We start from the raw sequence: 13,001 nt of genomic DNA, 5'->3' as shown, positions 1-13,001 counted from the left end.
AGGTTAATTGTATAAACTGTTTAAATTGGTTAATTGTGTCATACAGTTAACCGATTTGTACAATTAACCGGTTAAACAAAAAATACATGGGCAATTTTAAAGTCGAAGGAAATATCATCAACATTACAAAGCGAAATATTTTCTTTGGCGAAGTAGAGGTCGAAGATGGAAAAATAAAATCAATCTCTAAAATCTCTGAACAGAAAGAAGGTGCTCATTTTATTTCGCCAGGCTTTATTGATAGCCATGTGCACATCGAAAGTAGCATGTTAATTCCAAGTGAATTTGCGCGGTTGGCAGTTGTTCATGGAACCGTTTCTACCATCAGTGATCCGCACGAAATTGCCAATGTTTGCGGAATGGCAGGCGTAGAATTTATGATCGAGAATGGCAATACCGTCCCTTTTAAATTTAATTTTGGCGCACCGAGCTGCGTTCCCGCTACGATTTTCGAAACTGCTGGTGCTGAATTAAATCATGATGATGTAAAGGCCCTTTTAGAACGTCCTGAAATAAAATACCTCAGCGAAATGATGAATTTTCCAGGTGTGCTTTATAAAGACGAAGAAGTTTTAAAAAAGATTGCTGCTGCCCACCAGTTAGGTAAACCTGTTGATGGACATGCCCCGGGCTTACGTGGCGATGCTGTTCAACAATACATCAACGCCGGAATTTCTACCGATCATGAATGTTTTACCGCAGAAGAGGCGCTGGATAAACTGCAACGTGGTATGAAAATTCTTATCCGTGAAGGAAGCGCAGCCAAAAATTTCGAAGCACTGATCGATCTACTGAACGATTGGCCGGAAATGATGATGTTCTGCAGCGACGATAAACATCCTGATAGTTTGGTCGAAAACCATATTAATCAGCTTTGTGCAAGGGCAGTAGAAAAGGGAATCGATATTTTCAATATCCTACAGGCAGCCTGTATCAATCCAATTCTTCATTACAAACTAGATGTTGGTTCATTGCAGATTAATGATGATGCAGATTTTATCATTCTAGAAGATTTAAAAAATTTCAAGGTTAAACAAACCTATATTAATGGCTTATTGCTTGCCGAAAATGGAAAAACAGTGGGCAATTGGGTAAAACATGTCGAAGATCGCGAATCGGTAAACCATTTCGATTGCAGTTTGAAAAAGGAGGAAGATTTTATTTATCCTTTTACCAGACAAAAAGAAATTCCGGTTATTGAAGCATTAGACGGGCAATTGATTACCAACCGGATATCTGCCAAACCAAAAGTTTTAAATCAAAACATCATTAGTGATCTGGAAAACGATGTTTTGAAAATGGTGGTCGTAAACCGTTATCATGATGCACCGATTGCAATATCTTTCGTAAAAAACTTTGGCCTAAAAGAAGGTGCCATTGCCTCAAGCGTTGCCCATGATAGTCATAACATTATTGCAGTTGGTGTAGATGACAAAAGTATCTCTGAAGCTGTAAATTTGGTAATCAAAGAAACAGGCGGTATTGCCGCTTTGGGCAATGGGAAAAAAGAAGTTTTAGCCTTACCAGTAGCAGGCTTAATGAGCAACCATAACGGTTATCAGGTGGCTGAAAGTTATACCTCCATAGATCAGTTTGCGAAAGACCTGGGTTCTACCTTACTTGCACCTTTTATGACGCTTTCTTTTATGGCTTTATTGGTGATCCCACGCTTAAAATTAAGCGATAAAGGTTTATTTGATGGTGATGAGTTTAAGTTTGTGTAATTACTTCACTCCCTCAATTCGATCAGAAAACACGTTGATTAACTTAAAATCTTTGTTAAGCTCAATTACTTGTGGCCAGAGCTTATTTAGAATTTCATGAAATTGCTTCATTTTCATATTACCAACTTTGATATGAATCACTTTTGGCGGTGGATTATGAAGTAAAATTCGAGAAGAGAAATCGCTATCTTTAGTTATAATGGTTAAATTTTCAGATTCAGCAAATTTCCAAATTTCTGTATCAGACCATTCATCACCAAGATCATATTGATGAATATATTCCACAGTATTCCACAAAGAAAAGAACCGGGGCAAATTTACATCAATCAAGAAAATCTTTTGCATTAAGCTACAGCTTGCTTGATTATAAAACTATGGTTCATTAATTCAGTTGCATAAAGCATACAAGCCGTAATATCTTCTGTTTCTAAAGACGGGTATTGCTTTAAAATTTCTTCTTGAGTTTCACCTGCAGCCAAAAATTCCATTATAGTTTGTACTGTAATCCGTTTACCTCTTATAATAGGTTTTCCGCCGCAAATATTTGCATCTATATATATACGGTCAAAAATCTTTTCCATACCTTAAAGTTAATCAATTTGTTTAAATTACTGTAATCTTATTCCACCACAAAAACTTCGGCCAAAGGATTAAATAAGTATATTCGTTTATCATCTAAACAGATACAACGGTATCGTTTTCTGATCCTTTCGCCTTTGGTAAAACGGCGACCATCTTTGATTTTAAAGTTGGCATGAATAGGAAGCTGCTCTAAATGTAAAGTTTCCGTTTTATTACTATCATACTTTTTTAAGGCACGCGATAAATGTAGATCGGAACAGCTGGATGCCGCAGGGTTCGCCATATAATTATCAATCGCTTTGTGAATATCGGCTGGAAAGATATTCATGTCAAAAAAGGGAACCATCATCCGCTGGAAGTTCTTCTTCCACTCTGTGCCATGCGGTTTCACTTTATTCTTGAAATCGTTCCAGGTGAGTAAATGGGCAAACTCATGCACTGTGGTAACCAGAAAAGCGTAATGGTTGAGATTGAAATTTACCGAAATGCGGTGGCCTTTACCTTGATAAGGATGTCGATAATCACCCAGTTTTGTAGAACGGGTTTTAGCAATCTTAAATTCACACTGAAAATAATCTATCCACTTTGCAATTAGCGGTGCCGCTGGTTCTGGCATGTACTGCGCTAAAACTTTAACTTTCTCCACAATTGCTAAGATAAATATTTTTAGGTTTTTAACCACGGAGCACACAAATATTTACCTAGAAAACAGATTTTTAATGGCTTAAACACAGAGTTAACGGAGTTTACATAGAGAAAACAGAGGCAAGTTTAATAACCATTTACAACAAAGTTTATAAACTCAATAGATAAATAATCTGCTTTGGGAAAAATGTTCTGTAAATACTTAAACATACAGTCGTCACCCTGAATTCATTTCAGGGTCTATCTGGCAGGAAAGATGCTGAAACAAGTTCAGCATGACGATCAGATTTATAGAACAAACATTCTTTACAAGCACTCTCCAGTAATCCTGACCCAGGAGCTGTATGAACATCTATAGCCAATCATATAATGGTTCTTGTTAATAAATCTTCTTCCATAACGCTTTCTGCTCTCTGCTTTCTCTGTGGTTAAACCATTTTATTCTTCGGATGGAAACAAAGATGCCAGCACCAATTTAATCTCACCAAAAGAATAATCTTTACCTAAAAACTCCCTTATGGTAGCCATGGATTTTGTTTTCTGACTTTCTATTGCATCGCTAATGTTTTTGATTTTATTGGCCTTTACCAGTTTGGTTACATCCAATTGTTGTGTAGAAACATAATAGGCCAGATGGCCTTCAATGGTACCGACAGAAAAACCTCGTTCTTTTGCAACTTCTTCTATGGTTTTGCCTTGCTCGTAAAGCTCGAAACTTACCAGTTTTGTATCTATTTTTGGCTCTTTTTTCTTTTTCTCTGCTGCAGATTTTACCTTAAGTGTTTCTCCTTTTAGCTGGATTGCTTTTTGGAGCTGATTGTTTCTTTCAACCGTATTTAACAGTGCATCGGTATCGGCCTTGCTAAACTCTTTCCCTGCAATGAGCGCCTGCAACAATGCTTTGCTTTTATGCATTTTTTTTAGTTGCTCGTACACTAAAATTTCGAGTTCTAACAGTTCCGTAACATAGGTTTTAATTTGCTTTTCTTCCTTTATTACCTCAATTTGAGCCAGAAAACGATCTGAAATCTCCTTAACCAGCGGATTAAAATATTTTAAGGCAGCCTCCACCCTTTTCGATACATTAAATAAAGTATGCTCGGTTTGTTGTGCGAAGAGATTTTTCAGCTGATTAACAAAAGTATCTGCTGTGGCGGTTATTTTTTGAAAGTCGGTATAAAGGGTATCAGTCCAATCTTCATGCCTTTGCTTGGCTGATTTTTCACTTTTATCGAAAGTCTGACGGTGTTCTTTTAAATAGTAACGGATCAGGTTCAGATCAAATGCAGCAAGCAGATAACTGCGGATAAAAGTATAACTTTCAATACTGATCTGCTCGTTGAGCACCTCTGAAGGTTGTTTCGTTTTAGAAAAATAATGCACATTCTGATCCTGTTGCAAACCACTCTCGCGAAGATGAGAAGTTAAAACCAAGCCCTTCAAAGAGCGTAAACGCGACAAGGCGACATAAGCCTGTCCAGGTGCAAATGCATCACCTACGTCAATAATGGCCTTATCAAAGGTTAGACCCTGGCTCTTGTGTACGGTGATTGCCCAGGCCAGCTTAATCGGGTATTGGATAAACGAACCTGCTACATTTTCTTTGATTTCGTTGGTTCCTTCATCCAATTTATATTTTACGTTCTCCCAAGTGTAAGGCGAAATCTGGATTACTACTTTGTCTTCAGGCAATTCAATTTCAACTACATCCTTTTCAATATGGTGCACCACGCCGATCTTACCATTATAATACCGCTTTTCAGCAGTCATGTCATTTTTAATGAACATTACCTGTGCACCTACCTTTAATTCTAAACTTTTATCATTCGGGTAAGCATATTCATTGAATTCACCCTGAATCTTTGCATCAAAAAAGTAAGATTTGGTTTTCAGCTGGGTTAATCTTTCACGGTTAATGCTATCCGCTTTATTGTTATGGGTGGTTAAAGTAATATAATTTTCATCTGCCGAGGGTTTAAAATCCTGTTTGAAATGCTGTCTTAGTAATGCGGTATCTTCAGCAGTAATTTTGTTGTTCCTTAGGTTGTTCAGCAGATCGATAAAAACAGCATCATCCTGACGATAAATTTTATCCAGTTCAATGTAAACCGGGGGATTATCCTGCAGGGCCAGTGCATCGAAAAAATAAATGCTCTTGTAAAACTTGGCCATAATGCGCCACTCATCATTTTTTACCACGGGCGGCAACTGGTGCAAATCGCCAATAAATAACAACTGTACCCCTCCGAATGGAAGATTTCTATTCCGGCGAACATACCGCAAAGCAAAATCAATGGCATCGAGCATATCGGCCCGCAGCATACTCACCTCGTCGATTACGAGCAGCTCCAGTTCCTGCAGCATGCGGCGTTTATTGCCCTGCATGTTTAAATGTTTTACTAATGTTTTGGGCGTATTGAAGTTGAAATTGATATTTTCATTGATCAATCCTCCTGCAGCATCTGGAAAGAAAGAACCGAAGGGGAGCTGAAAAAGCGAATGGATGGTTACTCCTGACGCATTGATTGCAGCAATACCCGTTGGTGCTACAATTAAGGCTTTTTTATGCGTAAGTTTAATCAGTTTCCGTAAAAAAGTTGTTTTACCTGTACCTGCTTTTCCGGTCAAAAAAACATGTTTTGAGGTATAATTAACAAATTTAGCCGCAATTTCTGCGGGCATAGAAGTTTCTTCCAAAGTAGGCATCGGCAGTAAAATTTTAGTTTACAATAAACGGAGGGATGAATAAAGCTAAACATTTTAGCACAAAATTAAACAATGATTGATAAGAAATTTTATTTTTTGGCCGATAATTTTCAGTTAGTACTTATTCAATCCACATTTTGGATCTCCAAAACCTTATTTACTTTAAATGCAGGAGTTGTCAGTCTGAGCCTCCCGAATAGTCGGAACAAGTAGTCGAAGACCTCTTAATAGTTAAACAAATAAAACATTTGCCCTTCAACAAGCTCAGGATGACAATGCTTTTTTATTTATCAAAAGGCTGAACAGTTCACTATATCTCAATTATCGGAATTAACTACCTCAAATAGGACTGCCAGAGAAGTTCTCTAAACCTGACAGAAACGGCAGCCTCCGTCCCGATTTCACATCGGGATATCGGAGCTATAGTGTATGGCAGGGCTGCAATAACAAAAGAACCACTTTCGCTGCTTTTCAAAATACCCACCCCCACAACAAAACAATACAACAACCTAACAATTAATGATAAAGCTTTTTATTATCTTTGCGGCCTGATGAAACAACAATATTCAAATCTTATCGCTGTTAAATTCCTTTAACAAGGTTTCATCACTCTTTACACCCAAAATTTTATTATGCTTAACCCTGAAATAGAAAAACGTAAAACCTTTGCCATTATTAGTCACCCCGATGCGGGCAAAACCACACTGACAGAAAAATTTCTGCTTTTTGGTGGTGCTATCAACACTGCTGGTGCGGTAAAAAGGAACAAAGCGAACCAAAGTAATACCTCCGATTTTATGGAGATTGAAAAGCAGCGTGGTATTTCAGTGGCTACTTCGGTAATGGGTTTCGAATACAGTGGCAAACGCATCAATATTTTGGATACACCCGGTCACAAGGATTTCGCTGAAGATACCTACAGAACTTTATCAGCGGTTGATAGTGTGATTTTGGTTGTCGACTGTGTAAAGGGTGTGGAGGAACAGACCGAAAAACTGATGTCGGTTTGCCGTATGCGTAACACTCCGGTAATCATTTTCATCAACAAAATGGACCGTGAAGGTAAAGAGGCTTACGATTTACTGGACGAAATTGAAGAGAAATTAAACATCAGTCTTTGCCCGCTTTCATGGCCTATCGGTCAGGGGCACACTTTTAAAGGCGTTTATAGCATTTATAACAAACATTTAAATTTATTCAATTCGGATAAAACCAAAGTAACCGATTCGGTTGTGGCGGCCAGTGATTTAAATGACCCATCTTTATTAAATTACCTGAAAGAAAACGAAATCAATACGTTGAAAGATGATGTTGAATTGGTTGATGGCATTTATGGTAAAATTGATAAGGATTTATATACGGATGGTTTAGTGGCTCCTGTATTTTTTGGCAGTGCCATTAATAACTTCGGGATAAAGGAACTTTTAGATACATTTATTGATATCGCTCCAAGCCCTCGTCATCGGGAAGCAGAAGAACGTGATGTACTGGTGGAGGAGAAAAATTTCAGTGGTTTCGTATTTAAGATCCACGCCAACTTAGACCCGAAACACCGCGACAGGATTGCCTTTTTAAGGATTTGTTCTGGCAAGTTTGAACGCAATAAATTTTATTACCACACTCGTCAGGATAAGAAACTGAAATTCTCCAACCCGATGGACTTTATGGCGAACGAAAAAAGTATTGTTGAAGAGGCATGGCCAGGCGATGTAGTGGGCTTATACGATAGTGGCAACTTTAAAATCGGCGATACCTTAACCGAAGGTGAAAAACTGCAATTTAAAGGAATCCCTAGTTTCTCTCCATCTATTTTTAAGGAGGTAGAAAACATGGATCCAATGCGTACCAAACAACTGGAAAAAGGCATTGAGCAGTTAACGGATGAAGGTGTTGCACAATTATTCGTCATGCAGCCGGGAAACAGGAAAGTGATTGGTGCAGTTGGTGAGCTTCAGTTTGAGGTAATCAATTTCAGGTTAGAGCACGAATACGGTGCAAAATGTCGTTTCCGTACGTTGAGTTATACCCGATCGAGTTGGGTAACTTCTGCCGACAGAAAGAAACTGGATGAATTTGTGAAACGTAAACAACAGCACATCGGTTTCGATAAGGAAGCTAATCCAGTTTATCTGGCGGATAGCGAATACATGATTAATTTAACGAAACAGGATTATCCTGATATCGATTTCCATAAAACAAGTGAGTTTAAGAGCTAGAATTGAATGAGAGAATTTGAGAATGATTGAATGAGGAAATGTTAGATGAGAGAATTTATTAACAGAGTTGCCTATATTCAATCATTCAAAATTCAATTATTTATATCCATCTCCTCTTTAGTTTCGTATTGACTAGAAGTTTGTTCCAAACGCCTTTTAATTTTCGAAATCAACAATCGTGGCGAAAGCACTTTAACACACTCTCCAAAGCCTAAAATTTCGCGTTCCAGTTCGTAGTTTAGTACAACATCGATCCTAAAAGTTGTTGTTTTCTCGTTCTTACTTAATACTACCTGCGATTGATGCATCGGTTTCGTTACGACGTAGGGCGCATGATCATTTGTAAATTCGAGGATTACTTTTTGTGCACGGTCACTCTCGTTTTTTGTTACACCAATTAAATCATCGTAATATCGATCGAAATCTACACCTTGATAACTTACAAATTCTTCGTTAGGCAATTCCTGAAATTCTACTATCCTATCCAATGCCAAATTTAAAATCCCTGGCCGCTTTTTCGCTTTACATATTAAAAACCATCTGTTGCGATATTCTTTCAATAGATACGGATAGTAAATTCCCTGTTGAGATTGTTGCGCCTTGAAAGATTTATATTCTATTAATAAAGATCGTTTATTTAAAACCGCTTGATACAAAGGCGGGATACATTCTAAACCTTTAACCAGCTTATTACTCTCCAATTGAATATTATTGCCACTCTGTTTGGTAGATTTGTAGAGGTTATTTTCTAAACGGGCAATCATATCACTCATTTCGTCGAAATAATTGAAGGCATTAAACTGTTTCAGTACACCTACAATCTCTTTCATTTTATCTACATCAGCGTTATTGATCGGCGCTTTGGTAATGCTAAAACCAGAATCTTCGTAGGTATAAAAGCGTTTATCCTTCACCACAATCGGCGCATTGTAGCCAAGCTTGTCACTCCGCATAAGTTGGATATCTGCCTGAATGGTTCGTTTACTTACTCCCGTAGTAATTCCCTCCAATTCATACAAGGTTGCTGATACCTTTTCGATAAGATCCTCCAATGTCCACTTACGGTAACGGTTCTTCAAACAATCGTCGATGGTTTTATACCGGATAAGCGCCAATTTATTTACTGCCATTTTTAATCAATTTGAGTTTCAAACTAAACATCTGATCGGAAAGCTTAACTAAATATAGCAAAGCATTTATCATCTACGCAATACAACTGCGTAATTAGAAGGCAAACGAAAAAATATAACGAAAAAATTAAATTTATATATCTAATTATCAGATAATTAATTATTTAATACTAAAATAATTTTTACTACGCAAATCAGCCGCGTAGTGGTGGTGGCATCTTTGTAATGTCGCCAGTCGATAAAGTTCTTTGATAAATATTAATAACAACAATCTGATTGACAGAAACAATTTACTGTTCTAAATGATATGCGCGCTCAGTTATGCTGCTCCGGTTTTAACTGGATCAGCATTCACTAACATGAAGCCCCTGTTCGGGATACGCCGGACAGGGTTACATTAGTAAAGATTGTCACAATTAGATTAATATAAAGAAATCCCGAAAGGGATGGCAATACTAAATAAAACTTATCCAATGTTGTGGGTTTCTGAATAGCCCTAAAGTATTCGGGCAAATTGCGTAGAATATGCTGATAAGAATTATAATAGATTGTCTAAACACGTTGTGTGTCGTGGGTTCGAATCCCACTTCCGATATGTCGGAATAACTCAGGGGTTAGAGTAACAACCAAAGTTGCAGGTTCGAATCCTGCTTTCCAACCATTTTGGAAATGCTAATTGGTAAGCCGTGATGGGCTCAAAATCCATTACAAAAAAGAAGAGATCCTTTAAATTTCTCAAAACCAGCGTTGCGCAACTGCATTTGGCTCAAGGATTTTTCGAAATCCAAAAAGCAAATTTGTGTTTTGCCCAGTAAGGATCAGTGCTTAAGAAAGGATTTAAAAATCAAATGAGTTAATCGAAAAGAAAAATGCGCCAAAGAGCACATACCAGAATAGAAAGACCTGATTTCATTTTTAAACAAGCTTAATAAACTTTTACTTCCGCAGAAAACAGGTAAATGTTCTTCCGCAACGCTTTTAAAATAGTAAATAATAACAGAAATAACTTAAACATCAGAAAACATGAAAAGAGTAACAATTAACACCAATTATGTTGGATTGGTGTTTAAAAAAGGAAAATTAAAAAATGTTTTAACAGCGGGAACTTACTGGTTAGGTTTCGGTGAAGACATGACTTTGTACGATATGGCAAAAGAGTATTATTACACGGTTGCCGAATTGGATATCTTATTAGAAAATGCAGATTTTGTAAATTTGATTCACCTGGTAAGTGTTGTCGATAATGAATTGGCCTTGGTTTATCAAAACAAAAATTTCAAGAACGTTTTAACGGCTGGCAGACATGTCATCTGGAAAGGTTTGTCTGCATATGATTTTATTAAAGTAGATATTAGTAACATCAAAATTGATGAAACCATTGATAAAAATTTGTTAGAAAAAGCACCATTATTGAATTACATCAGGGCTTATAAAGTAGAATCTTTCGAAAAAGCTTTGTTATTTATCGATGGTAAATTTGAAAACATATTGGAAGCAGGAAACTATGTTTACTGGAAAAATAGCACTACTGTTCAAGTTTTGAAAACCGATATGAGGCAATTGAATATGGAAATTATCGGACAAGAAATTTTAACCAAAGATAAAGCGCAATTGAGGGTAAACTTCAGCATTCAATATAAAGTTGATGACATCATTAAGGCCTTATTAGAGAACAAAGAATTTGAAAAACAATTGTACATCACTATGCAGTTGGCATTAAGAGAATGTATTGGCTTAATGACTTTTGACGAATTGATGGAAAGCAAAGAAAAAATTGCCGAAATGGTAATGGCCATCACCTTGGATAAGGTTGAAAATTTGGGTGTAAAATTAACCAACTGTGGTGTTAAAGACATCGTTTTACCTGGTGATGTTAAAGAAATTATGAATCAGGTTTTAGTTGCCGAAAAAAGGGCCCAAGCTAACATCATTACACGGAGAGAAGAAACTGCATCGACTAGAAGTTTATTGAATACAGCCAAATTGATGGAAGATAATGCTATGTTATAAGTTGAAAGAGATGGAGTATGTAGAGAAAATCGCAGAAAAAATCAACAACATCAGCTTATCGGGCAGTGGACAAATTGTAGATCAATTGAAACAAATCTTCGTAAAATAAATTAAATTTAGAAACCCCCTCGGTTAGGTGAGTATTACCTGCCGAGGATTGAACAAGAAATAAAATGAAAACTACAATAATAAACAGACTTGCAGAAATAGAAAGATCAAATGAAATCAAAATATTATTTGCATGTGAATCAGGTAGCAGGGGATGGGAATTTCCATCACCAGACAGCGATTTTGATGTACGTTTTATTTATGTCCGTCCAATTAATTTCTATCTTTCTGTTCAGGATAAAGATGATCAACTAGGTTTCCCTATTAATGATGAACTGGACATTTACGGATGGGATATCAGGAAAGTGCTTAAACTGATCCGGAAATCGAACACCACTCCTTTCGAATGGTTACAATCGCCAATCATTTATAATGAACTGGGTAATTTCAGAAATGATTTATGGACACTCTGTCAATCTTATTTTTACAGAAAAACAAATATCAATCATTATTTAGGGATAGCACATAGTGCATTAGAAACCGTAGTAAATGAAAATGAAATTAAGATAAAAAAGCTTTTTTATGTTCTTCGTCCTCTACTTTCGGCTAAATGGTGTTTAGAAAAAAACACGATAGCACCAATGACCATTGGACCACTTTTGAACTTAATGCCAGAACATCTCCAAACTTTAGTAAAAGACTTGATTGTACTAAAGGCAACCTCTGCAGAGGGATATATTATTAAAATACATCCAGAGCTAAGTAGCTATATTGATGATGAATTTAAAAAGTGTACCGAAGGCGCTAAAGATTTACCAAAAGAAAGTTTTGATACGGAAATGCTTGATATCTTTTTTAGAAATACAATAAACCATTATGACGATTAAAGATATAAAGGATAAAAACCTACTCTTATTTGAGTGTTTAAGTGGTAGCAAAGCTTATGGATTGGATACTCCACAATCAGATACCGATATTAAAGGGATTTACTATATACCAAAAGAGATGTTTTTTGGTCTGAAGTATATCCCACAGATCAGCAATGAAACTAATGATGAGGTTTATTATGAAATTGGCCGTTTTATTGAATTATTGATTAAGAACAATCCAAATATTGTGGAAATCTTGGCAACACCGGAAGAATGCATCCTATACAAGCATCCGATAATGGGGAAGCTAAATATTGACATGATTTTATCCAAGTTATGTAAGGATACTTTTGGTGGCTATGCTTTAACACAAATTAGAAAAGCAAAAGGATTAAACAAAAAAATATTAAATCCGATGCCTAAAATCCGGAAAACAATATTGGATTTTTGTTTCATCACAGTAAACTATTCATCTGTAAAAGCGAAAACCTGGCTTGCAAAAAATGCTATTTCGAAAGCTGATTGTGGATTATCGAAAATTCCAAATGCTAAAGATCTGTATGCTTTGTTTTATGATCCGGAGAAGAAATTGAATTATAAGGGGATTGCAAATAAGGAAACGGCAAATGAAGTATCGGTCTCGTCAATACCTGCAGGAGAACAAGAAATTGCCTATTTGTTTTTCAATAAGGATAGCTATTCATCTTACTGCAAAGAGTACAATGAATATTGGGATTGGGTAGAAAAACGAAATGAAGACAGGTACAGCTTAAATAAAAGCCATGGCAAAGATTATGATGCCAAAAACATGATGCATACCATTAGGCTTTTGCAAGTAGCGCTCGAGATTGTACGCGATGGAGAACTAAATGTAAAAAGACAAAATCGGGATGAGTTGCTTTTAATAAAAAGAGGAGAACTTGATTACGAGGAAGTATTAAAAATGGCAGAAAAACTAATGCTACAAATAGAACAAGAAACAACAAAAAGTAAGCTTCAGGATAAACCACATGCTAAGTTAATTGAGATGCTACTTATTGAGATGAGAACTGAGCTATATGCCAATTAAAA

The 13,001-nt window shown here is 36.5% G+C and carries 10 protein-coding genes and 1 tRNA gene; 6 read left to right on the top strand and 5 right to left on the bottom strand.

What is annotated here, in order from left to right; all coding sequences use genetic code 11:
- Nucleotides 1–86: 86 nt before the first annotated feature.
- Nucleotides 87–1,724 (top strand): adenine deaminase, encoded by a 1,638-nt coding sequence (gene ade, locus QF042_RS04030; RefSeq protein WP_307525578.1) that lies wholly within the window; start codon nt 87–89, stop codon nt 1,722–1,724.
- Here ade and QF042_RS04025 read toward each other — a convergent pair whose 3' ends face one another.
- The 4 genes from QF042_RS04025 to QF042_RS04010 form a co-directional block, all read right to left on the bottom strand.
- Nucleotides 1,725–2,069, bottom strand: a complete 345-nt coding sequence (locus QF042_RS04025; protein ID WP_307525576.1) for a DUF5615 family PIN-like protein — start codon at nt 2,067–2,069, stop codon at nt 1,725–1,727. It lies immediately after the preceding gene.
- Nucleotides 2,069–2,305, bottom strand: a complete 237-nt coding sequence (locus tag QF042_RS04020) for a DUF433 domain-containing protein (protein ID WP_307525574.1) — start codon at nt 2,303–2,305, stop codon at nt 2,069–2,071. Before QF042_RS04020 ends, QF042_RS04025 begins: the two co-directional genes overlap by 1 nt.
- Nucleotides 2,306–2,343: 38 nt before the next feature.
- Complete coding sequence (locus QF042_RS04015) at nt 2,344–2,952, bottom strand: SprT-like domain-containing protein (protein WP_307525572.1); 609 nt, start codon at nt 2,950–2,952, stop codon at nt 2,344–2,346.
- A 437-nt stretch (nt 2,953–3,389) separates the two neighbouring features.
- On the bottom strand, nt 3,390–5,657 hold the full coding sequence (locus tag QF042_RS04010) for a helix-turn-helix domain-containing protein (RefSeq protein WP_307525570.1): 2,268 nt from the start codon (nt 5,655–5,657) through the stop codon (nt 3,390–3,392).
- 632 nt (nt 5,658–6,289) lie between these two features.
- On the opposite strand from QF042_RS04010, the gene QF042_RS04005 reads away from it, so the two are divergent.
- Nucleotides 6,290–7,873: a peptide chain release factor 3 gene (locus tag QF042_RS04005; RefSeq protein ID WP_307525569.1), complete on the top strand. Its 1,584-nt coding sequence runs from the start codon at nt 6,290–6,292 to the stop codon at nt 7,871–7,873.
- A gap of 92 nt (nt 7,874–7,965) precedes the next feature.
- On the opposite strand, the gene QF042_RS04000 is transcribed toward QF042_RS04005, so the two are convergent.
- Nucleotides 7,966–9,003 (bottom strand): YafY family protein, encoded by a 1,038-nt coding sequence (locus QF042_RS04000; protein WP_307525567.1) that lies wholly within the window; start codon nt 9,001–9,003, stop codon nt 7,966–7,968.
- Between the two features lie 598 nt (nt 9,004–9,601).
- On the opposite strand from QF042_RS04000, the gene QF042_RS03995 reads away from it, so the two are divergent.
- From QF042_RS03995 to QF042_RS03980, 4 genes are all read left to right on the top strand, one after another.
- Nucleotides 9,602–9,664, top strand: a tRNA-Ser gene (locus QF042_RS03995).
- A gap of 362 nt (nt 9,665–10,026) precedes the next feature.
- Nucleotides 10,027–11,013 carry a slipin family protein gene (locus QF042_RS03990; RefSeq protein WP_307525565.1) on the top strand — a complete coding sequence of 329 codons (987 nt, stop codon included), beginning with the start codon at nt 10,027–10,029 and terminating at the stop codon, nt 11,011–11,013.
- A 173-nt stretch (nt 11,014–11,186) separates the two neighbouring features.
- Nucleotides 11,187–11,948 (top strand): nucleotidyltransferase domain-containing protein, encoded by a 762-nt coding sequence (locus QF042_RS03985; protein ID WP_307525563.1) that lies wholly within the window; start codon nt 11,187–11,189, stop codon nt 11,946–11,948.
- Nucleotides 11,938–12,999, top strand: coding sequence for a DNA polymerase beta superfamily protein (locus QF042_RS03980; RefSeq protein WP_307525561.1), 1,062 nt, complete (start codon nt 11,938–11,940; stop codon nt 12,997–12,999). Before QF042_RS03985 ends, QF042_RS03980 begins: the two co-directional genes overlap by 11 nt.
- Nucleotides 13,000–13,001: the final 2 nt, after the last annotated feature.

The sequence above is a fragment of the Pedobacter sp. W3I1 genome, from assembly GCF_030816015.1.
GTDB lineage: Bacteria > Bacteroidota > Bacteroidia > Sphingobacteriales > Sphingobacteriaceae > Pedobacter.
Note: the sequence above shows the minus strand (reverse complement) of the source record. Positions and strands in the feature narration are given on the sequence as shown.

Excerpts from the sequence above, each read along its gene's own strand:
- ade (WP_307525578.1), top strand. The coding sequence starts at position 87 with ATGGGCAATTTTAAAGTCGAAGGAAATATCATCAACATTACAAAGCGA.
- QF042_RS04010 (WP_307525570.1), bottom strand. The coding sequence starts at position 5,657 with ATGCCTACTTTGGAAGAAACTTCTATGCCCGCAGAAATTGCGGCTAAA.
- QF042_RS03985 (WP_307525563.1), top strand. The coding sequence starts at position 11,187 with ATGAAAACTACAATAATAAACAGACTTGCAGAAATAGAAAGATCAAAT.
- QF042_RS04020 (WP_307525574.1), bottom strand. The coding sequence starts at position 2,305 with ATGGAAAAGATTTTTGACCGTATATATATAGATGCAAATATTTGCGGC.
- QF042_RS04025 (WP_307525576.1), bottom strand. The coding sequence starts at position 2,069 with ATGCAAAAGATTTTCTTGATTGATGTAAATTTGCCCCGGTTCTTTTCT.
- QF042_RS04000 (WP_307525567.1), bottom strand. The coding sequence starts at position 9,003 with ATGGCAGTAAATAAATTGGCGCTTATCCGGTATAAAACCATCGACGAT.
- QF042_RS04005 (WP_307525569.1), top strand. The coding sequence starts at position 6,290 with ATGCTTAACCCTGAAATAGAAAAACGTAAAACCTTTGCCATTATTAGT.
- QF042_RS03990 (WP_307525565.1), top strand. The coding sequence starts at position 10,027 with ATGAAAAGAGTAACAATTAACACCAATTATGTTGGATTGGTGTTTAAA.
- QF042_RS03980 (WP_307525561.1), top strand. The coding sequence starts at position 11,938 with ATGACGATTAAAGATATAAAGGATAAAAACCTACTCTTATTTGAGTGT.